The organism is Psychroflexus torquis ATCC 700755, from assembly GCF_000153485.2.
GTDB lineage: Bacteria > Bacteroidota > Bacteroidia > Flavobacteriales > Flavobacteriaceae > Psychroflexus > Psychroflexus torquis.
Genome location: NC_018721.1, coordinates 754,913 through 780,819, shown reverse-complemented (window position 1 = coordinate 780,819; position 25,907 = coordinate 754,913). Strand labels below are relative to the sequence as shown.

The window sequence follows — 25,907 nt, the reverse complement described above, 5'->3', positions numbered from 1 at the left end:
CATAAAACTGATTCTTTGAGCTTTTTTAAATGATTTTTCTCTATTTATTCAGGCAACACAAAAACATAACTTTCATTATAAGGCCTACCAGATTTTGCAATAGCAAAATTTCCATCGCCTTAGAATCTTGAATGCAAAATCTTGAGAGGTTTAATTATAAGTCCCCTTGGATGCTATGTGTGAAAGTGTTAGTTTAGTTTGTGATAAAAACAACGTCCTAAATAGATATATACCCTATACTGAAGTTTTGAATAGGGGTTATGGGAATGATAGCACACATATGAAAAAAACAATCGTATTTACCATTTTAATTTTGATAACTCAATTTGGATTTGCTCAAAATGACAAAAAAGCTGTGAAAACATCAAAGGGTGTTTTAGAATTGATAAAGCAAAAAGATTACACTGAATTTTTCAATTCATTTGAGGATACAATAAAAATGAGAATTAAGGAGTATCAAAAAAGCGCAGGTTCGGATTATATTCAAAAAATGGTTGATGATTTCAACGAAACCTTATCGAATGCAAAAATTGATTTTGACAATTTCAACAAAAAATTAGTCGTTCCGATTGACGGAAATTCTAAACTTAATTATGTGGTTTATCAATTCCCAATGGGGAAGAAAAATGATAGTAAAGATTATTTAGAAACTTCGTTCCTTAACGAAAATAACTTTACCAAAATTTACAGTATAGATATTGTAAAAGTACAAAGAATGCCAAATGTAAAAGTCATTCTCGGAGCGGAGGAAGAGAAAATTCCGGAATCTGGCGAAGTGGTTTCAGAAAATTATGATGATACAGGCTTTGTGAAAAAAATAAAGTATCGTGATTTTACTCATTTGATAACGATAGATTTTGACCGACACCAAAATAAAACTGGCGAGACAAGATTTCCACTCGATAATCTGACTTACAAATCTTTTACCGCATATTACGAAAATGGAAATATCCGACTTCTGGCAAATTATGACAATGGACTTGTAACTGGAAATTTTACTGAATTTCACGAAAATGGAAAAATAAGCGAGAGCGGATTTTATGGTAACGGATTAAAAAAAGACGGAGTTTGGACATATTTCGACGAACAAGGAAAACTGACCAAAACGGAAACTTACGAGAATGGTAAACTAATCAACACGGAATAAATGCGTGTAGCAATAACTAAGCATATGGCTTGCCGATAGACTAGCGCTATATGAATTGTTGACTGATCCAAGATTTTAAATAAGGGGGGATTCGATGAGTTGGCAAGAACCTTACAAGAGGAGAAGCTTGTTTTTAGAATGCTTTGCAATTAGGAAGACCGTTTTATTCCACTATTTATTTTTATAAAATAAATAGTGCCACTGAAAATAATTGTGAAAATGAAAATGGCAAAAACCAGCGTTTGCGATATAATAAAAAAGAATAAGCGAGTAGTGTTGGCAATCCTTCGTCGCCTTAGAATCTTGAATGCAGTATTTTTAGTGGTTAATTAAAAGTTTCTTGGATAAAATGTTTGAAAGTGTTAGTTTAGTTGATAATAAAAACAAAGTCCTAAATAGATGTATAGCCTACACTGAAGATTTGAATAGGGGTTATGGGGATGATAGCACACATATGAAAAAAACAATCGTATTTACCATTTTAATTTTGATAACTCAATTTGGATTTGCTCAAAATGACAAAAAAGCTGTGAAAACATCAAAGGGTGTTTTAGAATTGATAAAGCAAAAAGATTACACTGAATTTTTCAATTCATTTGAGGATACAATAAAAATGAGAATTGAGGAGTATCAAAAAAGCGCAGGTTCGGATTACATTCAAAAAACGGTTGATGATTTCAACGAAACCTTATCGAATGCAAAAATTGATTTTGACAATTTCAACAAAAAATTAGTCGTTCCGATTGACGGAAATTCTAAACTTAATTATGTGGTTTATCAATTCCCAATAGGGAAGAAAAATGATAGTAAAGATTATTTAGAAACTTCGTTCCTTAACGAAAATAACTTTACCAAAATTTACAGTATAGATATTGTAAAAGTACAAAGAATGCCAAATGTAAAAGTCATTCTCGGAGCGGAGGAAGAGAAAATTCCGGAATCTGGCGAAGTGGTTTCAGAAAATTATGATGATACAGGCTTTGTGAAAAAAATAAAGTATCGTGATTTTACTCATTTGATAACGATAGATTTTGACCGACACCAAAATAAAACTGGCGAGACAAGATTTCCACTCGATAATCTGACTTACAAATCTTTTACCGCATATTATGAAAATGGAAATATCCGACTTCTGGCAAATTATGACAATGGACTTGTGACTGGAAATTTTACTGAATTTCACGAAAATGGAAAAATAAGCGAGAGCGGATTTTATGGTAACGGATTAAAAAAAGACGGAGTTTGGACATATTTCGACGAACAAGGAAAACTGACCAAAACGGAAACTTACGAGAATGGTAAACTAATCAACACGGAATAAATGCGTGTAGCAATAACTAAGCATATGGCTTGCCGATAGGCCAAAGCTAAATGATTTTTTGACTGATCTGGGCTTTTTAAATAAAGGGGGATTCGATGAGTTGGCAAGAACCTTACAAGAGGAGAAGGTTGTTTTTAGAATGCTTTGCAATTAGGAAGACCGTTTTATTCCACTATTTATTTTTATAAAATAAATAGTGCCACTGAAAATAATTGTGAAAATGAATATGACAAAAGCCTGCGTTTGCTTTGTAGTGAAAAAGAATAAACGATTAGTGTTGACCATCTTCCGTCGCCTTAGAATCTTGAATGCAGCATTTTTACTGGTTGATTTAAAGTCCCTTGGATAAAGTATACAAAAGTATTAGTTTAGTTGGTAATAAAACAACGCTCTAAATAGACATATGCCCTATACTGAGGATTTGAATGGATGTTGTAGCCAATTTAAGAAATGAGAAAACTAATAAACATATTCATAATATTGAGCCTTTCAATTTCAGCCAATTCTCAAGAAATTGAAATTGGAACAATATTTACAATTGAATTTAGTAATCCTATAAAAAATATGAATTTTGAGTTAATATCAAAAAGTTCATATAATGGAACAATTGAATTGTCAAAAATGGATTCTATTATAAAAATCAAGCCAAAAGAAAATCAAATAATTGGTGTATTTGCAAATGGAAAATTTGGAAACAAAACTAATTCTATGCTTGTACTAATTAGTGGTTTAAATAACAATCTTAATTATGATTTAAAAATCAAAATTCCAAATAAAAAAAAGTTTCAAAAGACTTCTACTTCTGCACTATTTAAAGGTGTAAAATCAATTGAATATTGGCCTTATCAAATTGAGGAAATTGATTTTAAGAAGTTTAAGACTATTCCTAAAGAAAATTTTGAACAATTTCAAATTGAGACAAAAATAGATTCAACCTGTATTAAGAATACAGATAAAAATATTGAGTTTGGAGAAAAAGAATTCAAAAACCATTTTGAGATATTAATTTCAGAGCTTCACAATAGTGAAGACTTTGAGCTTACGAAAATGACAGAATATGAGAATTCTATTAATTCGGAAGATTTTTCGCTTGGTCACTTTTGGTCTCTTGGAGAAGGAATTTATCCAAATGAAAAACGATTCAAATTTGACAACCCTATAAGTTACAGAAGAATTGAATGCCCATATTTTGAAGGAAAATCAACCTATTTCTATACCAAAAACGATAAAAACATTAAAGTTGCATCATTTAATTGGAAAACCTTTAAAAAAACAAATTTTGGAGCTAATCCAAAAATAGAAAAAGATTTAGAAAACAAATTCAATGAAAAATTTGAATTTGTACTAAAAACTTTAAATGATATTTTAGGTTTTCCAATTCAGAATGTTACAGAGGAAAGTGGAAGAAGAAAAATTAGATGGAAAAATGAACAAGGGATTAATGCATATATGTTTAATTTCAGCAGTAATCGAGAGATAAGATTGTACGTTTACAAGGAATAAAAACTACCTACAGCAAAGAACTGAGGTAAAAAACAACTCTTTTCTGCTTTAATTTAAAACATGAGTTGTCTAGGCTCATCGATTCATAAAACTGATTCTTTGAGCTTTTTTAATTGATTTTTTGCTGTTTATTTAGTCAACACAGAAACGTACATTTCATCATAAGCCCTTCCAGATTTTGCGATAGTAAACCTCCGTTTCATTAGAATCTTGAATGCAGCATTTTTGTAGTTAATCAAAAGTCCCTTGGATAAAGTATACAAAAGTGTTAGTTTAGTTAATAATAAATCAACGTCCTAAATAGATATATACCCTATACTGAAGAGTTGAATTGGGGTTTATATAGATGTTTGCATTAACTAAATCAGAACCCTTTACACAAACTTAATCATACGTATTAGTATGATTTAAATTTTTAAAGAATACATATAAGTATTCTTTAATTTGTTTTTTTTATATGTATTTGTATACTTTTGAATAAAGTTAAATACATATATGTATAAAAATATTAACAAATGAGAAATAAGAAAAAACTACTCATAGAACAACTTGACCACAAATTAGCAAATTTTAAAGATGCAGCTATGGTCCTAGTCCCCCAAAAAGGTTGGGTAAATACTATTAGAACCACTCTTAATATGACGAGGAACCAATTAGGGACCAAACTTAACTTAACTAAAGGAGCAATACAAAAAATCGAGGAACGTGAAGCTACAGGTCAGATAACCATTAATAAATTAAAGGATGTTGGTAATGCTTTGAATATGAAATTTGTCTATGGTTTTTTTCCTAAAGACGAGACTATTGAAAGCCTAGTCAACTTAAAGGCTGAAAAATTGGCCCAAAAAATAGTTTTAAGGACTAACCAAAATATGAAATTAGAGGACCAAGGAATCGGAGATGAAAAGATAACTAAAACCATAAAAGAACTTGCTGATGAAATAAAACGAGAGATGAAAAAATCATTATGGGATTAGAATTCGATTATAAGGATGGACAAACACCTTTAGACGAAGAAGAAAAGGAAGGTCTTAAAATAAAGTCTATTACTACTCAAAGAGAACTAGATGAATTTGAGCAATTGAACATTGAAAATGCAGTCGAATGGACTATTCGCACAAAATTCAAACCTGAAAAAATCTTAACAGAAAAGTTTGTAAAAGACTTGCATAAAAGAATGTATGGTGAAGTATGGAATTGGGCAGGCAAATTTAGAAGGACAGAAAAGAACATTGGAATTCCATGGACGCAAATTGGAGTTGAATTAAAAAATTTATTGGACGACACTAAATATTGGATAGAAAACAAAACTTTTTTGCCTGTAGAAATAGCTATAAGATTTAAACATCGCATAGTATTTATTCATTGTTTTCCAAATGGAAATGGAAGACACTCTAGAATGATGGCTGACATTATTATAGAATCAATATTTGGGAATGACATATTTTCCTGGCACCAATCCAATATGGTTAAAGCTAGCGAAACAAGAAATCAATATATAAAATCCTTGAGAGAAGCTGATAATGGTAATTTCAAACACTTAATTGAATTCGCAAAAAACTAATGTCAATAACTAAGAATATGGTGTACCGATAGGCCAACACTTCGACACCCTGCCTGCCAGGGCACGACAGGCAAGCTCTGTGGATTCCGCTTATGATGTGTTGACTTATCCGGGATTGCTGGTAAGGGGGAATTTCATGAGTTGGTAAGAACCTTACAAGAGGAGAAGGTTGTTTTCAGTATGCTTTACAAATAGGGAAGCCCCTTATGACACTAATTATTTATCAAAATAAATAATGCTCTTGAAAATAATTACGAAAGTGAAATTGACAAAAACTCCATTTGTTTTGTAATGAAAAAGAATAAACGAGTAGTGTTGGCAATCCTCCGTTGCTTTAGAATCTTGAATGCATCATCTTTAGTGGTTAATTATAAGACCTTTTGATAAAATGTTTGAAAGTGTTAATTGAGTTGATAATAAAACAACATTCTATAATAGATATATACCCTATACTGAGGATTTGAATAGAGTATATGGGGACGTTATAGCCAATCCGAGATTAAATTCATTCAATTTTCACTTTTTTAGGTAGTGTATATCAATTTGCAAGTCATTGCAGCAGGACTTTTAGGCGATTACCTCAATAAATACAAGCCCGATTTTATTATCGGTACAATCGTTTTCATCCCTATAATTCTAGGTTTCATTAGGGTTTTACAACTCATCAAATAATAGATTTATGCATTAAATATAACCACTTCCTTGTTTTATACAGGAAATAATATGCATCTAATTATATTTATTAGACTGATCTTATTAAAAATTTAGATTAGTCTAAATAATAATTTAGATTAGTATAATTTTATCTATATTTGCAGTAACAATTATTATTTAATGGATTATTCAATAAGGTATCTCGAAATCCATAAAATAGAAATCGAAAAGAGAATAAGACCTTGATGCAAAGAGATATGAGAAAAGCTTCGAAGGAACTTTACAAAATAAGTGAAATCTAAAAAGGAATTAAAAATTTGAAATCTAAAAACAAATAATTATGAAAAAAATCATCAGTACATTATGTTTATCTCTAATTGGGGTAACTTCTGTTATGGCTCACGCTAGCCATCAATCCACACCTCATATTCACGTGACTGAATCTTTGAGTATTGAAATTATTACTGTCTTGGCTACAGTCCTCACTGTTTCTGCGTTATTTCTAATCAAAAAACAACTCAAAAAGAACAGAAACCATGTTTAATAAAACGATAAATATTTTAGAAAGAATCATACCTATAAAAGAAGTACAGGCACACTGTGATATCCCTTGTGGAATCTATGATCCTGGGCATGTACTTGTAGCATGTTTAACTGTGATTCGTATGACGGATTTAATCAACGATCATAAAGAAGTAAAGCATTCTGTAGATTGGCACAATGAAATAAACAGATACATTGCTGAAAAAGAGCGGCACGCGGCCATTGTCAAGCATGAAATACGCATCATCTGGGGTGATTTTTTCAAAGCACCACAATTTGAAAAGTATCCTGAGTTGCACGAGCTAACCCATAGTATTATGCTTCTTGGTTCTAAGACAAGACAGGAAGTAAACAAAGATGCAGCCTTACAATTACTGGAAAAAGTAAACAGGTTTGCCGAAATATTCTGGGAAATCAAAGGTGTATCTACCAAAAAAGCCGTTTGTCCTTACCCTCCTTCATTAGAGGTAGTCTATCCCCAGCTGTAATGCTGAAACTGTCAAAAATAAAAGGATATAGCATGTCACCTTCTTATTTGGAAGGCGACTATGTTGTATCGGTAACTACAAAGCTGGTCAAACTTCGGAAGGGAGATGTCATCATTTTTAAACATCCCACTTACGGCTATTTGATAAAAGAAATATGCCAGAAGAACGAAAATGGATACTACGTTCAAGGCAGTTATCCGAAAAGTACAACTAGCCAATCTATCGGTTTAGTAAACTTCAACATGATTGAAGGAAAAGTTATTATGAAAATTTAATCAAAAACAAAATTATCATGAGTGAGTCGTGTATGCAGCATATAGAATCTGTTTGGAAAGAAAAAACAAATTCAGCCAACCAACTTTTCAATGAACGGAAGCTTAAAGAAGCTCTTATGGGCTATGAAGAAGCTTTATGTCGAGCTGAGGTCTTGAATAATCATCAACTTGATGCCATAGAGATGGGAATACCATTTATGCAAGTATTTGCTATATCATGTAAAAATATTGCTTTTACTTATGAAGAAATGGGTGAAATAGAAAAAGGTGAAAAGATGCTTAAAAGGGTCATCTATTATTTTATGTTTTTATCTAAAGGTCAAGCAGATGATTCTGTTATTCAAAACGAACTAAAAATGGCCCTCTTAACATACAAGCACTTCGCAGACAAAAATGCGATAGAACCTCAAGATCAGCAAACGGTATTTGCCAATATTCAAGAGCATGTTAAATCTACTTCTACTGTTTGATTCAATAGACAGGTAAAATTATAGCAATTGACTTTGACGACACAATTGTAGAGCACACCTACCCCATAATCGATAGGGAAATGCTCTATGCTTTCGCCACAATGAAAGAACTACAGAAGAAAGGTCACCCTTTAATTTTGTGGACTTACCGTTAAGGTAAGCGTTTGGAGGATACAGTAAAATTCTGTTCTGATAACGGAGTTTAATTTTTCGCGGTTAACAAAAATTATCCTGCTGAAACTGAAGAAGGAAATTATAGCAGGAAAATAAATGTAGATATATTTATAGATGATCGCAACATAGGTGGTTTTCTTGGTTTGGATAAAATTTGGCAGAGGCTCCATCCAGAGAGTAAGGGTTTTTATCATGATCTGCAAAATGAAATTGTTCACCTAAACTACCAAAGGAGTAAAAAAAATCGGTTCAAAATACTCCGCAAATAGTCAACACTTGCTATAACAAAGAACTGAGGTAAAAAGCAACCTTTTTCTACATTAATTTGAAACAGGAGTAGTCTTGACTCAGAGATTCATAAAACTGATTCATTATGCTTTTTAAATTGATTTTTCTTTATTTAGGCAATACAGAAACGTAATTTTCATCATAAGGCCTACCAGATTTTGCAATAGTAATCCTCCGTTGCTTTAGAATCTTGAATACAGTATTTTAGTAGTTAATTGTCCTTTGGATAATATATATGAAAGTGTTAGTTTAGTTGATAATAAAACAACGTTCTAAATATATATCCTATACTGAAGATTTTAATAGGGTTCATATGGATGTTGTGGTGCATCTAAAAAAAAATCTTGTGACAACCAATAAAATTTAGGAATGGCAGAAACGGAATTACTTTATTATTATCTTTATTCTATTGACAAAAGAAATGATTTAAATCATTTAGCGAATGAATATAATGATTTTTAAGACAGTTCATTCGATATTACAATGGTGGGAGCTCAAACCGAGACGAAATTATTGAAAATCATATACTGATACAAAATGATTGAAAAAATACTCAATACCAAAAAAATAAATTATTCTTCAAATTTGAATGCAAGTAATTTAAGGCAAAAAATTGAAGATGTTTTTAAGCAAAGTAACTTAAGCTTTGTTGGAAGATTTACAAGTCAAAATGAGTTTGGGACTTATGACAAATGGACATATATTACGTATTTCGTACCAAATTTTAAAAGAAAAACGGCTTATTTAAATGGAGAAATTATAAAGTCAGGAAAAGGCACATTAATAAAGTTAAACATTAAACCAAATCCTGTTATAGCCATTTTCCCTATTTTTACTTTATTAATATGAATATTTACCATAATAGTGGCAGAATCAAATGATGAAAGCTTAATTTTTGGACTAATTATAATCGCAGTTGGAATATTTTTTTATCTAATGGGAATGTTTTTTAGAAATCGACTACGCGACAATTTTAAGAAACATTTGGATCTACAAAAGGTTTAAATGGAAAATTGAATAAAAACAAAACGTGGCATAAAAACGCACCACAACATAAGTATTAAAAAATAGGACAAATAAGTTTTAAACCCAATGGTTCACGCATATTTGCGAGGTCGCCAAATCTTTCAATTTGGCTTTTAGAAAAATAAGATAAAACAAAATGTAAAAGATTTGGCTTGTGGTTAATCTGAAAGTTAATCCCTTATTTACAGTCCTAATTCTTTTGTACTAAACGTTAGGCATAATTCAATAAAAAAATGAAAATAATATTTTTTATGTTAACCCTTCTAATACCGACAATTGAGTCGAACAAGACGAACGTATTCTGTGATTGCTTTCCATTTAACACGAAATCCATCAATGGATTAAAAACAAGAAGTGATTTAATAGCAATTGGAAGACCTATTGAAAAGATAAAGGCTAAAACGGATTACGAAGAAGAAATGATAATTTTTAAAATAGACTCTTTAATAAAAGGAAACAAGGCAATTCACACTATTTTGATCAATCAAAACAATGCTGGAAATTGTGCTGAAAACTTTGAGTTATCTAAGGAGTATTTAATTACTGGTGAGGAGATTAAAGATGTTAAATTTTCTGATCGTATTAGACAAATCGATCACTCGGACGAATCGGAAAAATTACTGAGTGAATATCATACGATTTCAACCAATGGCTGCCGATCTTTTGAATTGAAAAGTAGTTTCGCAGAACAGTTTTTGGCTGATAAGAACTAAGTAAAATGCGAGTATGAAAGGAATAGTGGAGTTGTGACTTAACCAAAAGTAATTTTTTATAAATTTAAACTCGGTTTCAAAGCGAAAAGTAAGTGCATAAATCCCACTACTGAGTATATCAAATCGTTAGCAAACATCAAAAAAATACGAGTAGATTTAATGCCATTTACATTCTCACATCCAGCGATTATTTTACCACTGACATATTTTCCAAGAAAATGGTTTTCTCTAACGGGACTTGTAATCGGAAGTTTGACACCTGACTTTGAGTATTTTTTAAGAATGAGAATAAGAAGTGATTACAGCCACACGATAGATGGACTTTTTTGGTTTGATCTTCCGTTAGGACTTTTACTTACTTTCATCTTTCACAACATTGTTCGAAATGATTTATTCGACAATTTACCAACCTTTTTAAAATCACGGTTTTCAGTATTTAAATTATTTGACTGGAATAGATACTTTAATAGAAATTGGTTAGTTGTGATAATTTCAATCTTGATTGGAGCTGCATCACACAATTTTTGGGATAGCTTTACTCACGACCACGGATATTTTGTCAATATAATTCCTGCATTAACAAATTCAGTAGACTTTTTCAGTAAACAAGTTCCAATTTTGAAAATTTTACAACATTCATCAACCCTCATCGGTGGACTGGCAATTGCCTTTGCTATTTATAAACTACCGACTAGAAAAATGAAAAAAGAAAATGTAAACTTGAAATATTGGACTATTCTTATAGGGCTGACATTAACTATAATTGCAATGAGACTTTTAGGCGGTCTTGAATTGAAACAATACGGAAACGTAATTGTGACTGCAATTTCTGCAGGACTTTTGAGTTTGATTTTAACCCCTCTGAAATTAAATAAAAGAAAAACTAAAACGAGCTACAAAAACTAAGCATATGGCGTGCCGATAGGCCATCACTTCCACGCCTGCCTGCCAAGGCACAACAGGCAGGCTAAGTGGTGTCCGCTAAATGATTTGTTGACCGATCCGATTTTTAAATAAGAGGGAATTCGAGGAGTTGGTAAGAACCTTATAAGAGGAGAAGGTTGTTTTTGAACTGCTTTCCAAATAGGGGAGTGCCTTTATTCCACTTATTATTTTTGAGAATAAATATCGTCACTGAAAATAATTGTAGAAATGAAAATGACGAAAACTTGCGTTTGCCCTTTAATACCAAATTAAACCTATAATGTCGCAATAAATCGTTTTACCGATACGAATTCGGCACAGGCTTTTTTCGCCTACTTTTTATCAAAAATAATTATCGTAGCTAAGGCTATGCTAATTATTTTTAACTTCAATAAATCAAAAAACCTGTGCTGAGCTACGTCGTAGTATAATTCAATTTATTTATGTGACATTATAAATTTAATTTGGCATAAGGAAAAAGATAAACGAGTAGTGTTGGAAACCTCCATTGTATTAAAATCTTGAATGCAGTATTTTAATGGTTAATTAAAAGTCCCTTGGATAATATATATGAAAGTGTTAATTTAGATAAAAATAAAATTAACATCTTTAGTTGATATGCCTTCCACTGAAAATTTTAATAGGTTATGTGGTTGTTGTAAAACATGAAAAAAAGCATAAAACTATGAATGAACATGTAAAAATTCTAACGAACAGCTCAATTTTAATAAATCGAATTGCTCAAATACTAGAGGAAGAAGAGATTCCGTCATTGATTAAAGATAATGTTGAATCAGCCAGACTTGCCGGTTTTGGAACTTCTGCAAATGACGTTGAACTTTATGTGTATACTTCAGATCTTGAAAAAGCTAAAAAGATAATCAATACATTTTTAGAGAATAATGAGAAACAATAAAAAACAGCTTACGACACATTCCATTGGTACTAACACCCTGCTGGATGTTAGTACCAATGGCTAAACATTGTGCTTTACTATAACCAACTAAATATTCAATTATGAAATCAAATTCAAATTATCTATTCTTTAAAAATGGCATCTTAATACTTTTATTATTATTAAGCAGTATGAGTTTTGCTCAAGCGAAAGTGGAGCAAATCGAAGAACTTTTAAGTACCTATGAGGAGTATGGCAAATTTAATGGTTCCGTTTTAGTATCCGATCAAGGAAAGGTTATATACAAGAAAGGATTTGGCATGGCAAATATGGAATGGGATATTCCAAATCAGCCCAATACAAAACATCGTTTGGGTTCTATCACCAAACAATTTACAGCAATGCTTATTTTACAATTAGTAGAGGAAGGGAAACTAGATCTAAAAGCGCCTATTACTACCTATCTGCCAGATTATCCAAAAGCCAGCGGTGATATAATAACCACCCATCATTTACTAACACATACTTCAGGAATACCTAATTACACAGCATTTCCTAAGTTTATGGAAGACGAAAGTCGCAATCCATATACCCCAGAAGAGTTTGTGAAAACATTTTCTGATAAAGCATTGGATTTTACACCAGGTGAAAAATTTAGTTATAGCAATTCTGGTTATTTCCTTCTTGGTGTTCTTATTGAAAAATTGGCTGGAAAAAGCTATGAGCAAATGCTTCAAGATAAAATTTTTATCCCCCTAAGTATGAAGGATTCAGGATATGACAATCACGGTGATATTTTAAAAAACAGAGCCACTGGTTACGAAAAACAAGGCGGAGATTATGTGAACTCTAGTTATTTAGACATGTCTATTCCGTATGCAGCCGGTTCGATATATTCCACTGTTGAAGATTTATATAAATGGGATCAAGCTTTGTATACCACTAGCATTTTACCAAAAGAATATATGACCATGTATTTTAAACCTCATATCCCTGGTTTTGATAATCTCCATTATGCTTATGGATGGATTGTTGGTTACGCCAAAATAGGAAAATCTACAGATAGTATTTATGCCATGGGGCATGGCGGTGGTATTAACGGATTTAATACTAATATTTCTAGAACAACTTCCAATAATTCTTTGGTTGTACTTCTAAATAATACAGGTAGAGCACCACTTAACGATATGACAAAAGCTATTCTAGGCATCATGCATGGCAAAGAATACGATATGCCTAAAAAATCGGTTGCCGATGCCGTATTGGCCGTTATTGAAGCTAAAGGAATTGAGGCAGGACTATCACATTATAATAGTATTAAAGAGTCTGAAAACTATAGCTTAAGTGAAAATGAAATGAATACGATTGGTTATCAACTTATGGAATCTGATAAAGTAGAAGAAGCCAACAAAGTATTTCAACTTATTATTAAAGAGTTTCCTACATCGTCGAATGCCTATGATAGTTTTGGAGAAAGTTTAATGAAGTTAGGTAAAAACGACCTAGCCATCAAAAATTATAGAAAATCGGTAGCATTAAACCCAAATAACCAAAATGGTATCGATTCTTTAAAGAACCTTGGGGATGATGTAAGTGATTTGGTAAAAGAAGTAAAAGTATCCAATGCCGTTTTAGAAACTTATATAGGTAAATACGAGCTCCAACCAGGTTTTATTCTTAGCGTTACCAGAGAAGGTAATCAATTAAAAACGCAAGCCACAGGGCAACTGGTATTTGATATATTTCCAAAATCTGAAAATGAATTTTATTTAAAAGTAGTTGATGCACAATTAGTTTTTAATAAAAATGATGCTGGCGATATAGATAGTGTCACTCTTTTTCAAGGAGGACGCGAAATGATAGGTAAAAGAAAAGATTAATTTTAAGCGATTAATTATATAATACCTCGGTTCTCGATAATTTAAAATCTGCCGTTATAAAGGCCAACTCTTACGAACTTGATGTAAACCGTGCACTGGAAGATTTCGCCATTCATTATGGCACTACCGTTACTCCCACACGCCCCAGAAAACCCAAAGACAAATCCTTAGTAGAGAATCAAGTGAAACTCATCTATAGCCGTGTATACGCCAAATTACGCAATCAACAATTCTTTGATCTGGCTTCGCTGAACCTAGCTATCAAAGAAAAGATAAGGGCACATAACCAAACCCGTATGCATCAGAAGGAGTATTCCCGGGAAGAAAAATTTATAGCTGATGAAAAACATAGCCTGCAAGGCTTACCGACAGAAGCTTTTGAGCTTAAATACTATCGGGATCTTAAAGTAGCCAAGAACAACTATATTTATTTAGGCATGGACAAGCATTACTATAGCGATCCCTATGCTTATGTGGAAGCGCTCCTTTTAACTCATGGTAATCAGTTTGAACCAATTCATCTACTATTCCGAAAGTCGGAGATACATTAATTCCAATTTTCTCTGGATTTCTTTCGTTGATAATTTCGACTAACCTTGCCCATTGATTTGGTTGTTTTTCTTTATCCCATGCAGAAGTAATATTCTCGCCAACATCATAGCGAGCTACTGCGAGCTTTTCTATCGTTTTTCTTTCTTTCGATAAAAAACCAATATCGTTCTTCTTCTAGCATTTAGCCAAGTTGCTGGAAGCATGGTTAGTATTACGGGGTCTTCATTATACTCTAGAGATGACCAACCACATGTCAATATCAGCGCGATCCATTAAACTCGGCAACAGATTATCAAACCGATCTGCTAATATTTTATCTTTTAAAGTTGCACGATCTCGTTTCGATAAAATTTGAGCGTTAATGATAAATGGCAGGAATAATAGTGAAAAAATAAACTTTCTCATCTGTGTTTTTTTATCCTTTTAAAAAATACATCGTTATCACCAATAAAAAAAGGCGTAATTTAATGGTGAAAAAATAATTAAGTGAGGATTCCTCCTATCGTTGGAATGACATTTTGATTTGTTAGCGGTATTTCCCCAGTCATTCTGAACGAAGAGCAACGAAGTGAAGAATCTTTATCACTGAAAACGAAAAGAGATTCCTCCTGTCGTCGGAATGACATTTTGCTTTATGAGTGGAATTCTAATACTTGTCATTCTGAACGAAGAGCAACGGAGTGAAGAATCTTTTCTATTGAAAACGAAAAGAGATTCCTCCTATCGTCGGAATGGCATTTTGCTTTATGAGTGGTATTTCCCCTGTCATTTTGAACGAAGAGCAACGAAGTGAAGAATATTTTCTATTGAAAACGAAAAGAGATTCCTCCTGTCGTCGGAATGACATTTTGTATCGGAATGACATTTTGCTTTATGAGTGGTATTTCCCCAGTCATTCTGAACAAAGAGCAACGAAGTGAAGAATCTTTATTACTGAAAACGGAAAGAGATTCCTCCTATCGTCGGAATGACATTTTGCTCTATGAGTGGCATGCTACTTCTTGTCATTCTGAACGAAGAGCAACGAAGTGAAGAATCTTTATCACTGAAAACGGAAAGAGATTCCTCCTGTCGTCGGAATGACATTTTGTATCGGAATGATATTTTGCTTTATGAGCGGTATTTCCCCAGTCATTCTGAACAAAGAGCAGCGAAGTGAAGAATCTTTATTACTGAAAACAGAAAGAGATTCCTCCTATCGTCGGAATGACATTTTGCTTTATGAGTGGAATTCTAATACTTGTCATTCTGAACGAAGAGCAACGAAATGAAGAATCTTGAATTCAGCATTTTCAGTGGTTAATTAAAAGGCCCTTGGATAATATGTGTGAAAGTGTTAATTTAGATAAAAATAAAATCGACATCTTTAACAGATATGCCCTCTACTGAAGATTTAAATAGGGGTTATATGGATGTTGTAGGGCATTAGAAATGAAAATTTATATAACTTTAATAATCATATCAATAATTGTAAATCTTTTTGGTTTTACAATGTATCTAGGGCCTCCTGGCCTTCAATTTATTTTGACTTACTTAACGGTATTAATTGCATCAATATTGGCACTTATAGCAATGTATCAAGTGAGAAAATCAAAATACCATATCATTATCACTTTAATAATTTTATTGATTACCATTCTGACTGGATTACCCTTATGGCTTCAAGATTACTTGTCATCAGGTCATAAAATAAAACTAATTGGACAAATATGCTATGGAGTTGGAATACCTTTTCAAATAACACTTTTGATAATATCAATCAAAAATAAAAATGCATCTACAACAGCACCTAAGCGGCATACCTAAATTGGTAGTTATTTGAAAGGTTTGTCTGTGTGCCCGTAATATTTGCTCGTAGATATTTATAAAAGTAGTCTGTTGCATCCAGCCTTCTTTTACCACTGCTTTGTGTCACTTATGAATAAAGCAGGTTAGCAAAATATCGCAAATATTACGAAGTATGGTAGTGCTAAGTTATTGATATACAACGCTTATCTAACCGTTAGCCACAAGCAAAAAAAAATCGAAATAAAATTAAACTTACGTAATAAATAATTAAATTTGTACGTAAAATATTTGTTATGGACAAAAAATTGACATTAAGTTTGGATAAAACTATTATTGAAAACGCAAAAAATTATGCCAAATCGAACAATATTAGTTTGTCAAAACTTATCGAATCGTATTTAACTGCGTTGACTAAACAAAAAAGAAATCCAGTGGATATAACGCCTCTTGTGGAAAGTTTGAGTGGTATAATATCACTTGATAAAGATTTTGATGTGAAAGATTCATATTCTGATTATCTAATTGAGAAATATAAATGAGCAGATTACTAATTGACACAAATATCGTCATTGATTTACTTGCAAAAAGAGATAAATTTTATGATGAAGCTGCCGATTTATTTTCTCGTGCGGACAAAAAAGAATTAGAATTGTCAATTTCCTCTTTGACATTTGCCAACACAAATTATATTCTGACAAAACTTAAGTCTGCAAAAGAAGCAAGAGAAATATTGAGAAAATTTAAAGTGCTCGTTGAACTATTGAGCTTAGATGATAAAATAACAGAATTAGCTTTGAGTGATGATAATTTTCCAGATTTCGAGGATGGATTGCAATACTATTCTGCCATCGAAAATCAAATTGATGTGATTATTACACGGAATAAAAAGGACTTTAAAAACTCGAAAATTCCTGTTTTAAGTGCAAAAGAATATTTGGCTCGGAAATAGTGCCAGTGGAGTCCGCTATATGATTTGTTGACTGATCTGGGATTTTTAAATAAGAGGAAATTCGAGGAGTTGGCAAGAACCTTACAAGAAGAGAAGGTTGTTTTTAGAGTGCTTTCCAAATAGGGAATAACCATTATTCCACTCATTATTTTTGAAAATAAATAATGCCCCTGAAAATAATTGCGCAAGTGAAAATCACAAAAACCTACATTTCCCCTGCCATTCTGAACGAAGAGCAACGAAGTGAAGAATCTTTATCACTGAAAACGGAAAGAGATTCCTCCTATCGTCGGAATGACATTTTGCTTTATGAGTGGCATGCTACTTCTTGTCATTCTGAACGAAGAGCAACGAAGTGAAGAATCTTTTCTATTGAAAACGGAAAGAGATTCCTCCTGTCGTCGGAATGACATTTTGTATCGGAATGATATTTTGCTTTATGAGCGGTATTTCCCCAGTCATTCTGAACGAAGAGCAACGAAGTGAAGAATCTTTTCTATTGAAAACGGAAAGAGATTCCTCCTATCGTCGGAATGACATTTTGCTTTGTGAGTGGCATTTCCCCTGTCATTCTATACGAAGAGCAACGAAGTGAAGAATCTTTATCACTGAAAACGGAAAGAGATTCCTCCTATAGTCGGAATGACATTTTGCTCTATGAGTGGCATGCTACTTCTTGTCATTCTGAACGAAGAGCAACGAAGTGAAGAATCTTTTCTATTGAAAACGGAAAGAGATTCCTCCTATCGTCGGAATGACATTTTGATTTGTTAGCGGTATTTCCCCTGTCATTCTGAACGAAGAGCAACGAAGTGAAGAATCTTTTCTATTGAAAACGAAAAGAGATTCCTCCTGTCGTCGGAATGACATTTTGCTCTATGAGTGGCATGCTACTTCTTGTCATTCTGAACGAAGAGCAACGAAGTGAAGAATCTTTATTACTGAAAACGAAAAGAGATTCCTCCTATCGTCGGAATGACATTTTGCTTTATGAGTGGCATGCTACTTCTTGTCATTCTGAACGAAGAGCAACGAAGTGAAGAATCTTTTCTATTGAAAACGAAAAGAGATTCCTCCTATCGTCGGAATGACATTTTGCTCTATGAGTGGCATGCTACTTCTTGTCATTCTGAACGAAGAGCAACGAAGTGAAGAATCTTTATTACTGAAAACGAAAAGAGATTCCTCCTATCGTCGGAATGACATTTTGCTCTATGAGTGGCATGCTACTTCTTGTCATTCTGAACGAAGAGCAACGATGTGAAGAATCTTTTCTATTGAAAACGGAAAGAGATTCCTCCTGTCGTCGGAATGACATTTTGTATCGGAATGATATTTTGCTTTATGAGCGGTATTTCCCCACTCATTCTGAACGAAGAGCAACGAAGTGAAGAATCTTTATTACTGAAAACGAAAAGAGATTCCTCCTATCGTCGGAATGACATTTTGCTCTATGAGTGGCATGCTACTTCTTGTCATTCTGAACGAAGAGCAACGAAGTGAAGAATCTTTATTACTGAAAACGAAAAGAGATTCCTCCTGTCGTCGGAATGATATTTTGCTTTATGAGCGGTATTTCCCCAGTCATTCTGAACAAAGAGCAGCGAAGTGAAGAATCTTTATCACTGAAAACGGAAAGAGATTCCTCCTGTCGTCGGAATGACATTTTGTATCGGAATGATATTTTGCTTTATGAGCGGTATTTCCCCAGTCATTCTGAACAAAGAGCAACGATGTGAAGAATCTTTTCTATTGAAAACGGAAAGAGATTCCTCCTATCATCGGAATGACATTTTGCTTTGTGAGTGGTATTTCCCGTGTCATTCTGAACGAAGAGCAGCGAAGTGAAGAATCTTTATTACTGAAAACAGAAAGAGATTCCTCCTATAGTCGGAATGACAGTGTACTTTATGAGTGGAATTCTAATACTTGTCATTCTGAACAAAGAGCAACGATGTGAAGAATCTTTTCTATTGAAAACGGAAAGAGATTCCTCCTATCATCGGAATGACATTTTGCTTTGTGAGTGGCATTTCCCCTGTCATTCTATACGAAGAGCAACGAAGTGAAGAATCTTTATCACTGAAAACGGAAAGAGATTCCTCCTGTCGTCGGAATGACGTTTTGCTTGGAATGACAGTCTACTTTTTACACTACACTTCTAATATTAAATAGGATATTTTATTTTCATCCCGCAGATACCACAGATTTTTAATTTTTTTTTCTTAATACTCACTACCAACTGCTGACTAATCACTACTCACTACCATCTCCCGTCTCAACAACCTCAAGCTTCTTCATTTCATTGTTGCCATAAAATTGTTCAAAATACATGAGTTTTGCTTTGGCTGGATTTAGCTGGTAACTTCCTTTGTATCTCGGCATCAATTTTATAGTGTAAGTGTATGTTCCTACATCCAATGCTTCTACATAAATATAGACTTTGTCTTTTGTGTATTCCCGATGTGTTTCATTTGGAAATTGTTTCTTTTCGTGGTAACTAGTACCAGATGGAATAGGTACTTCTATCATAAAATAATCGGCTTGTTTTTTCACATTCAGTTCTATTTGTAAACTGACTGGATTTCCCGTTTTTATTTCATTTGACTGAATTGTTTCCCCAAATTCGTTTTCAAAGTGGGTTTCGACTTCAAATAAATCATCTCGCTTTTCTGGTTCAGGATCAAAGTAAGTTTGAACATAATTCACATAAAGTGGAAACTGCGCAGTATGGGTAATCCTAACTTGGTTTGAGGCTTGTAAAACCTGAGAAATAGTAAGTACATCATAATTTTGCCAAGCGCCATTATTAATTTGAATTTGATACTTGATTTTCGAATCTACTGGCTCTGTCACTTCATCCAGAAGCGTTTCTATTACTTTCATAGATTCAAAGGTATTGGCATATCCGTCCTTATTTCGTTGTATAATTAAATAATCCCTTATTTTACTCAAATCTTCATTTTCTAGATCCATTTTACTTAAAATACGGTAAGCGATTAAAGTGGCTTGTATTGAATTTTTATAGGGATGAAAAATGTGTTTTTCTTCCGCTTCAAAATACCAATTTCCTAAAGCAGTTTCTTTTTGGTATGGCATCAAATCAAGTATTGGAACTTCGCCACCATGCTTTTGATACAATTCCCATAATTTGAATTTTTCAACTACAGAAAGGCTTTCAACTTCAAGCAATTCTTCTATTTCTTGAAGGTAATTGATATCACTTTTCAATACATCTAGTAACTGAAGTAGCTGTAAACGAACGGAAACTTGGTCTTCTAGAAAAAACCTATCGGTTACTTTTTGTGTCATCGCTTCCATGTCAAATTTCACTTTAAACTCTTGGTCACCTGCCATCAGCAATGCTTCCATTACATTTAAACTCGCCCATAAATTAACACTTGAATTTCTCCACCAACCCCAAAGTTGATTGGATTTTTGGTTTTTTTGAAGCAACCGAATTAACTTTTTAATTTCCTTATCGTCTTCAAAAGTACGCTCTTGTTGTTGATAGATTTTCCTTTTGAGGAGCTGCGCTTTTAGTCGGGAAGCAATTTGCTCGTTACAGTCATGCAAATAGTTAATTACAATGTCTAATTCTTCTTGTAAAATTTGTTGGAAATCAGCATTGATCTGAAGTTGAACTTCGCTTAAATCAGTATTGAAATTCAATAATAAAGTATCATTTTGCTGCAACCTGATAAATTCTCCTTCTGCCTTTTCCATTCCTTTTGGGAAAACGGGAATACGCAATTGTTCTCCGTCTAAATAGTTGTTGTCTTTGCGGATCACTTGGTAACTAATTTGCAAACTATCTAAACTTTTTGCATGTATGCTTAATTCATCTGCCCCAAAATCAAAGATTTCTTTGTCTTTAGAAAACTGAATTTCCTCATTAATTGCAAACTGAGTTTGTATTGAAATAGTATCTTTTAGGTAGTTTTTTACTTTGCCTATTCCAAAAACGCTATCGCCTTCAATTAAAAATCGTGGGATACGCAATTGCGCTACTAATGGTCGATAGGATTTTACATTTTGTGTAGTTTGTCCCGTTTGTTGACTTTCTGTTGCCACAAAAAAGTGGGTGTCCCAACTGGTTACATCATCTGGATAGGTAATGCTGAAATTTACTTTCCCTTCTTTATTGGTAGTTAGACTGGGTCTCCAGAAAGCTTCATCATTAAAGTTCGTTCTAATGCTATTGGCTTCACTAGACTCTACCGCAAAATCTGGCAGCAAATCTGTTCCTTCTTCATCTGTTTGCAAATCGCTTTGAGTAGTGTTGATAAGTAATACCCCATTTGCTCCTCTACTTCCATAAATAGCCCTGGCTGCTGCATCTTTTAATACGGTTATATCTTGTATTAAATCTGCCGAAATAGAAGAAAAATCGCCATCATAAGCAGCACCATTTATTATAATTAATGGTTTAGACAAGCCACTAATTGAACTAACACCTCTTATTCTTACGAAATCAATTCCTCCAGGTTGACCATTACTAGTTGTAATTCTTACACCTGCAGCTTGTCCTTGAAGCAATTGAATAAAACTTGAGTTAGGGCGATTTTCAATCGTTTCAGCCGATATAACAAGCGTACCTTGAAGCAGTTGAATTAATAGTGAATTAGGAAGATAGCCAACATCATCCTGATTTTCAGTAAAATTTGCCATTTCACTATACACTGCAGCTTCATTTCTCATTTTATTACTTGAGTAACCAGTAATTACAACCTCACTTAAACTTACAAAGTCGGGCATTAATATAATTTGCTGATATACATCTGTATGTATTGCTATTTTTTGTGATTCATAACCTATGTATTGTATTTCTACTAGATTAGATTCTTTAGGTACTCTAAGTTGAAAATTTCCATCGAAATCTGAAGTGGTTCCATAATCAGTTCCACTTACGCTAATGCTTACACTAGGAAGTGGTAATCCAGAAAAATCAATAACTGTTCCTTCAAAAAGGAAATGGTCTCCCAAAAATGTTTCATACTTATCATACACCTCTTTAAGTTCGCGTTGCTGTTCTTTTCCTTCTTGCTTAGAGATTTGCTTACCTAAAATAATTTCATTTATGCTTGCAGAAATAGCATCGCTAAAAGAGTCTCTTTTAAGTATATCAAGGTTATTAATCTTCAGATAAGTAGTTCCGTCTGGTTTTATTTCGATGTCCTCTTTTATATTGTAATCTTCATTGTCGTAAATGAAAATTAAACGATATGTGCTTGGTATTAAGTTTGCAAACCTACTTTGACTGCCCTTGTAAATGCGATAATCTTCTTTATCCTTTAAGTTCACCAAAAAAATAGTGGACGGTGTTTTGTCTTTTTCAATACGTAAGGTTCCGTTTCCTCGGCTAGTATGATTAGGATAATCGAATAGCTTGAAATTTTGTTTAGTTTTTGCTAAACTTAATTCTCCCAAGGCCTTAATTCTGTTTTCGGTTAGTGCCAAATCATAAAAACTAGGAATTGTTTGATTGTTTAGAAAAGTAGGATAACTACTTTTAGAAAAAGGTCTTTGGACTAAGTGCTTGGGTCCAAATTCATATCTATAATTGCTTTCTAAATTGAAGCTCAACTCGTATTGTTTATTTTGAACAAACCTCAGTTCTTGGTTATGGATAGGCCCTAAATAGGAATGACTTGAATAGCTAACCGAAGTAGTCTGCATTAGATGAAATCGCTCTTTGTTTTGTATATAGGCAAACTCATTAGTCATCACTCTATAAGGCATAATATAGGTCGATAATCTATTGCGCTCATATTCTTCTAATTTACTCAGCTTTTTTTCTATGCTTACATCTGGGTAGTTATGGTTTACATCTAAACTAAAAATGGTTTTATGAGCAACTTTAAACGCTATAGAATCTAAGGTAATGAGATGATTTGCAGTCCTCAGTTGCACCTGAACCTTTCTATGGTCTACCGAAAATGAATAGGGTTGCACATTGGTCATATCGCTAAAATAAATCGGTTTTTTGTTGACGTAAATAATATGTACCGGCAAAATATCGCCTTCATCTACTACAAAAGGGGCAAATTGTGTTGGTTGATTTTCCAATTCGTATTCTTGTTTAAAAATTTCTTTAGCCGGATGAACTAATTTGTAATAATTCAGCTTTTTTAAATCGGCTAAAGTATTCCACCTTTCTATATTCAGATGTTCTTCAAAGACTTGGTTAGGAATTTCGTTTATTTTGAAGTAATTCCTTAGTTTTCTGTTTTTTGGTTTTGTAGAATAGTTTTTTATTCGGTTGGGAGTGTAATCAAATTTACTCGTCATTCCATAGGCTAGGACATCTGCATTTTCAACAGGTTGTTTTTTGTTGTTTAGCACTTCCAACTCTACCTCAACTTCTTGTCCCGGATAAATTAGTTTAGGTTGATTTACTTTTAGACTTAAATTTTTATCGTTTATAGGCATCACAAAATTTCGCTCCAAAACTTTTCCCGACCATACATAATTGAGTGTTAAGTAATAGTCTTTAACGTGTTTTTCTGCTGCTGAAAAATCTAATTCACTTCCAAAACCACGCTTTATTTCCTTATTTTCTTTGAAAATGTGGTAGTGAAATACCAACTGGTTAGGGTTATTTACTTTTATAAATACACTATCCTTTCCCCTAAGCATTCGAGCATTTATTCCTGTTGAAATTGAATTTAAATCAACTTTTTTTTCAACATCATTGGTCTTGAATAGATAGGCTTTTTGTAAAGCATTAATTTGAAATTGAAAGGGAGTTGTTTCCTTGTATATTTCAGTTGAATTGCCAAAGTGGTCTATGGCTTCAATACTAAAATCTGAAGCTATTTTCTTTCCATTTTGAAGGAATTCAACTAAAATACTATCTCCTAAAACGTGGTGTTCAAATTTTTCAGCTTCAAATTGATACTTTATTTGTTCTGAGGCTTGAATGTATTCTTGGTCGCTTGTTCTTAATTTCGCCAAAAGTCTATATTCCACATTGGCTTTGGGGAAAATAGTACTCGGAATATTGAATTTAGTGGGTTTTGAAGAAGATAAATCAGGTTGATGAGTCCAAAGCGTGTCGGGTACAAAAACATAATCCTCAGCTTGAAAATCTGATTTTTCAGTAAGTAGCTGAATTTCCATACTGCCATCTACTATTCGTAAATCGTTTTCGTCTTTAGCATGGAGTGTCACTTCTAGTTCTTCGCCGTTAAATTGTTCATTTGCGCTGACCTGCATGTCCAACCGAATTCCTTTTAACTCATAATCTTCAAATGAAAAATGTTTTTGAGCTACTTTGTTTCCATCCTTATCTTCTAATCTTAAGGAATATGACTTATCTAAATATAGTTCTAATGAATCATGTAAATGTAACTTATAAGAATAGCTTCCATTTGGAGAAGGTTTAATTTTTCCGACTTCAATAGCGTTTCTGTTATTTTTATATAATTTTAAAGTCAAAACCTCGTCCAATGCTTTTCCCTTTCTATCCCAAATAAAAGCCTTTCCTTTTAAAGTATCATTGGGTTTAAATTTGGGTTTATTGAAAACAAAATAAGCGACTTCATAATCGTCACTATCAGATTCGCAATGGTAGTCGTCTATGCCAGACCAACACGTGAATTGCTTAAACCACTTGATTAAAAAAAATTTAGATGTCCATATTTTACCTGTGGCGTAAGAATATTTTATAGATTTTACAGCATCTATGGGAAGCATGGCTACATATTCTATGGGTAGCCAAATATATTTTGTGGGATATTTGTAAGCCAAATTTTTAGAACTTCTGCTTAAAAATGAGCTGTTTTTAGTTCTTTCCAAATAATAATAGGCTGTGAAATTTTCATGCTTTACCGTTAGCATACCTTTGCTGTTTGCATTTTTTTTGAAGTAGGCTTTTTGCTTTTCATCAAACAAAATTTCTTTATTTTCTACTAAAACCACAGCGTTTTTAATAATTCCCCCATCTTTTTCATACACTTGAATAATTAAGTCTTTTGAATTGTTAAAGACAAAGGTTTCAAAATCCGCTACATATTGATAATAGGTTCGTTGAACATTTTTTTGTGCATTGGTTTTTACATAATGCCCAACTGGAAGTTGCTTTTGATAGGTTTCATAACGAGGAAAAGAATCGATGAGTTGTTCAAAAAAAGCTTTATCTAGTTCAGTTGGACTGTTTTCATAAAGCGATAGTGCCTGATCTGATGAAATTTTGAAAATATAGGTGAATTCACTTCCCTGCTTTTCAAAATTTTCCTGAGCAAATAAACTTTGAATCCCAAAAAAAATGAAAAAAAAGGGTAGAAGGAGATTGATGTTTTTCATAAACCAAGAGATACTTTATAAAACTAAACAATCTTTAAAATGTAATGCAAAAGATCAAGGATTATTTTTCTTTATGTTCAATAAGTCCTATACTTTTATTTAAAGTAAACCAATTACATTATTCTCATTTGATCACAGCCTTATTCAAAAATAAGACTAAGGGTCTGTTATGAAATGAAACGTGGCTACTTCCCTGGCGTTTCTGCTATTGGAAAACACATTGTTCATATCGAAAATAGAAATGGAAATACGAACGTAAAATATAATTTGCTTAAAATAAGATAGTTAATTTCTTTATTCTTTATTCTTTTTTATTTCTTCTCAAAAATGAAATTTCAATGATTTAGGCCTACAATAGAAAAAGTAAAAAATAAGTAAAAATGAACGTTGAAATAGCCAATTTCATTTTAGTTGCATCATTCTGAATACAATTAAAATGAAATTAG

19 protein-coding genes and 1 pseudogene are annotated in these 25,907 nt (G+C 32.8%); 18 read left to right on the top strand and 2 right to left on the bottom strand.

The window, feature by feature from the left end; translation table 11 throughout:
* Positions 1 to 280: 280 nt before the first annotated feature.
* The 15 genes from P700755_RS03420 (at position 281) to P700755_RS20380 (ending at position 14,416) form a co-directional block, all read left to right on the top strand.
* Positions 281 to 1,147, top strand: coding sequence for a toxin-antitoxin system YwqK family antitoxin (locus P700755_RS03420; protein WP_245535999.1), 867 nt, complete (start codon positions 281 to 283; stop codon positions 1,145 to 1,147).
* Between the two features lie 349 nt (positions 1,148 to 1,496).
* Positions 1,497 to 2,468 (top strand): toxin-antitoxin system YwqK family antitoxin, encoded by a 972-nt coding sequence (locus P700755_RS03415; RefSeq protein WP_015023356.1) that lies wholly within the window; start codon positions 1,497 to 1,499, stop codon positions 2,466 to 2,468.
* Between the two features lie 450 nt (positions 2,469 to 2,918).
* Positions 2,919 to 3,971 carry a hypothetical protein gene (locus P700755_RS03410; protein ID WP_015023355.1) on the top strand — a complete coding sequence of 351 codons (1,053 nt, stop codon included), beginning with the start codon at positions 2,919 to 2,921 and terminating at the stop codon, positions 3,969 to 3,971.
* A 515-nt stretch (positions 3,972 to 4,486) separates the two neighbouring features.
* On the top strand, positions 4,487 to 4,948 hold the full coding sequence (locus tag P700755_RS03405) for a mobile mystery protein A (protein WP_015023354.1): 462 nt from the start codon (positions 4,487 to 4,489) through the stop codon (positions 4,946 to 4,948).
* On the top strand, positions 4,939 to 5,535 hold the full coding sequence (locus P700755_RS03400; RefSeq protein WP_015023353.1) for a mobile mystery protein B: 597 nt from the start codon (positions 4,939 to 4,941) through the stop codon (positions 5,533 to 5,535). Before P700755_RS03405 ends, P700755_RS03400 begins: the two co-directional genes overlap by 10 nt.
* Before the next feature lie 994 nt (positions 5,536 to 6,529).
* Complete coding sequence (locus tag P700755_RS03395; RefSeq protein WP_015023352.1) at positions 6,530 to 6,733, top strand: hypothetical protein; 204 nt, start codon at positions 6,530 to 6,532, stop codon at positions 6,731 to 6,733.
* Positions 6,726 to 7,220 carry a superoxide dismutase, Ni gene (sodN, locus tag P700755_RS03390; protein ID WP_015023351.1) on the top strand — a complete coding sequence of 165 codons (495 nt, stop codon included), beginning with the start codon at positions 6,726 to 6,728 and terminating at the stop codon, positions 7,218 to 7,220. Before P700755_RS03395 ends, sodN begins: the two co-directional genes overlap by 8 nt.
* A 32-nt stretch (positions 7,221 to 7,252) precedes the next feature.
* Positions 7,253 to 7,495 (top strand): S26 family signal peptidase, encoded by a 243-nt coding sequence (locus P700755_RS03385; RefSeq protein ID WP_245535998.1) that lies wholly within the window; start codon positions 7,253 to 7,255, stop codon positions 7,493 to 7,495.
* Between the two features lie 17 nt (positions 7,496 to 7,512).
* Positions 7,513 to 7,965, top strand: a complete 453-nt coding sequence (locus P700755_RS03380) for a hypothetical protein (protein WP_015023349.1) — start codon at positions 7,513 to 7,515, stop codon at positions 7,963 to 7,965.
* Between the two features lie 999 nt (positions 7,966 to 8,964).
* The gene (locus tag P700755_RS03370) at positions 8,965 to 9,276 is read left to right on the top strand and encodes a hypothetical protein (RefSeq protein ID WP_015023348.1); all 312 of its coding nucleotides are present in this window, start codon (positions 8,965 to 8,967) and stop codon (positions 9,274 to 9,276) included.
* 410 nt (positions 9,277 to 9,686) lie between these two features.
* Entirely contained in the window at positions 9,687 to 10,166 is a 480-nt protein-coding gene (locus P700755_RS03365) for a hypothetical protein (protein WP_015023347.1), read from the top strand.
* Between the two features lie 159 nt (positions 10,167 to 10,325).
* Positions 10,326 to 11,072 (top strand): DUF4184 family protein, encoded by a 747-nt coding sequence (locus tag P700755_RS03360; protein ID WP_015023346.1) that lies wholly within the window; start codon positions 10,326 to 10,328, stop codon positions 11,070 to 11,072.
* A 703-nt stretch (positions 11,073 to 11,775) separates the two neighbouring features.
* Positions 11,776 to 12,006 carry a putative signal transducing protein gene (locus P700755_RS03355; RefSeq protein WP_015023345.1) on the top strand — a complete coding sequence of 77 codons (231 nt, stop codon included), beginning with the start codon at positions 11,776 to 11,778 and terminating at the stop codon, positions 12,004 to 12,006.
* A gap of 101 nt (positions 12,007 to 12,107) precedes the next feature.
* A complete protein-coding gene (locus P700755_RS03350) occupies positions 12,108 to 13,865 on the top strand; it encodes a serine hydrolase (protein ID WP_015023344.1) in 1,758 nt (585 codons plus the stop codon).
* Positions 13,866 to 14,161: 296 nt separating this feature from the next.
* Positions 14,162 to 14,416, top strand: coding sequence for a hypothetical protein (locus tag P700755_RS20380; RefSeq protein WP_211206092.1), 255 nt, complete (start codon positions 14,162 to 14,164; stop codon positions 14,414 to 14,416).
* On the opposite strand, the pseudogene P700755_RS20530 reads toward P700755_RS20380, so the two are convergent.
* A pseudogene (locus P700755_RS20530) lies at positions 14,339 to 14,822 on the bottom strand (M24 family metallopeptidase); the annotation flags it as partial. The gene P700755_RS20380 and the pseudogene P700755_RS20530 sit on opposite strands and share 78 nt — an antisense overlap.
* 1,026 nt (positions 14,823 to 15,848) lie before the next feature.
* Between P700755_RS20530 and P700755_RS03340 the strand changes: the two are divergent.
* From P700755_RS03340 to P700755_RS03330, 3 genes are all read left to right on the top strand, one after another.
* Positions 15,849 to 16,223 carry a hypothetical protein gene (locus P700755_RS03340; RefSeq protein ID WP_015023343.1) on the top strand — a complete coding sequence of 125 codons (375 nt, stop codon included), beginning with the start codon at positions 15,849 to 15,851 and terminating at the stop codon, positions 16,221 to 16,223.
* A gap of 275 nt (positions 16,224 to 16,498) precedes the next feature.
* Positions 16,499 to 16,744: a DUF6364 family protein gene (locus P700755_RS03335; protein ID WP_015023342.1), complete on the top strand. Its 246-nt coding sequence runs from the start codon at positions 16,499 to 16,501 to the stop codon at positions 16,742 to 16,744.
* Positions 16,741 to 17,154 (top strand): type II toxin-antitoxin system VapC family toxin, encoded by a 414-nt coding sequence (locus tag P700755_RS03330; RefSeq protein WP_015023341.1) that lies wholly within the window; start codon positions 16,741 to 16,743, stop codon positions 17,152 to 17,154. Before P700755_RS03335 ends, P700755_RS03330 begins: the two co-directional genes overlap by 4 nt.
* Positions 17,155 to 19,410: 2,256 nt before the next feature.
* Here the strand turns inward: P700755_RS03330 and P700755_RS03320 are convergent.
* Positions 19,411 to 25,461, bottom strand: coding sequence for an alpha-2-macroglobulin family protein (locus P700755_RS03320; RefSeq protein ID WP_015023339.1), 6,051 nt, complete (start codon positions 25,459 to 25,461; stop codon positions 19,411 to 19,413).
* Positions 25,462 to 25,907: the final 446 nt, after the last annotated feature.

Bases quoted from the DNA above. Each gene is read 5' to 3' on its own strand.
- P700755_RS03420 (WP_245535999.1), top strand. From the start codon at position 281: ATGAAAAAAACAATCGTATTTACCATTTTAATTTTGATAACTCAATTT.
- P700755_RS03415 (WP_015023356.1), top strand. From the start codon at position 1,497: ATGTTTGAAAGTGTTAGTTTAGTTGATAATAAAAACAAAGTCCTAAAT.
- P700755_RS03410 (WP_015023355.1), top strand. From the start codon at position 2,919: ATGAGAAAACTAATAAACATATTCATAATATTGAGCCTTTCAATTTCA.
- P700755_RS03405 (WP_015023354.1), top strand. From the start codon at position 4,487: ATGAGAAATAAGAAAAAACTACTCATAGAACAACTTGACCACAAATTA.
- P700755_RS03400 (WP_015023353.1), top strand. From the start codon at position 4,939: ATGGGATTAGAATTCGATTATAAGGATGGACAAACACCTTTAGACGAA.
- P700755_RS03395 (WP_015023352.1), top strand. From the start codon at position 6,530: ATGAAAAAAATCATCAGTACATTATGTTTATCTCTAATTGGGGTAACT.
- sodN (WP_015023351.1), top strand. From the start codon at position 6,726: ATGTTTAATAAAACGATAAATATTTTAGAAAGAATCATACCTATAAAA.
- P700755_RS03385 (WP_245535998.1), top strand. From the start codon at position 7,253: ATGTCACCTTCTTATTTGGAAGGCGACTATGTTGTATCGGTAACTACA.
- P700755_RS03380 (WP_015023349.1), top strand. From the start codon at position 7,513: ATGAGTGAGTCGTGTATGCAGCATATAGAATCTGTTTGGAAAGAAAAA.
- P700755_RS03370 (WP_015023348.1), top strand. From the start codon at position 8,965: ATGATTGAAAAAATACTCAATACCAAAAAAATAAATTATTCTTCAAAT.
- P700755_RS03365 (WP_015023347.1), top strand. From the start codon at position 9,687: ATGAAAATAATATTTTTTATGTTAACCCTTCTAATACCGACAATTGAG.
- P700755_RS03360 (WP_015023346.1), top strand. From the start codon at position 10,326: ATGCCATTTACATTCTCACATCCAGCGATTATTTTACCACTGACATAT.
- P700755_RS03355 (WP_015023345.1), top strand. From the start codon at position 11,776: ATGAATGAACATGTAAAAATTCTAACGAACAGCTCAATTTTAATAAAT.
- P700755_RS03350 (WP_015023344.1), top strand. From the start codon at position 12,108: ATGAAATCAAATTCAAATTATCTATTCTTTAAAAATGGCATCTTAATA.
- P700755_RS20380 (WP_211206092.1), top strand. From the start codon at position 14,162: ATGCATCAGAAGGAGTATTCCCGGGAAGAAAAATTTATAGCTGATGAA.
- P700755_RS03340 (WP_015023343.1), top strand. From the start codon at position 15,849: ATGAAAATTTATATAACTTTAATAATCATATCAATAATTGTAAATCTT.
- P700755_RS03335 (WP_015023342.1), top strand. From the start codon at position 16,499: ATGGACAAAAAATTGACATTAAGTTTGGATAAAACTATTATTGAAAAC.
- P700755_RS03330 (WP_015023341.1), top strand. From the start codon at position 16,741: ATGAGCAGATTACTAATTGACACAAATATCGTCATTGATTTACTTGCA.
- P700755_RS03320 (WP_015023339.1), bottom strand. From the start codon at position 25,461: ATGAAAAACATCAATCTCCTTCTACCCTTTTTTTTCATTTTTTTTGGG.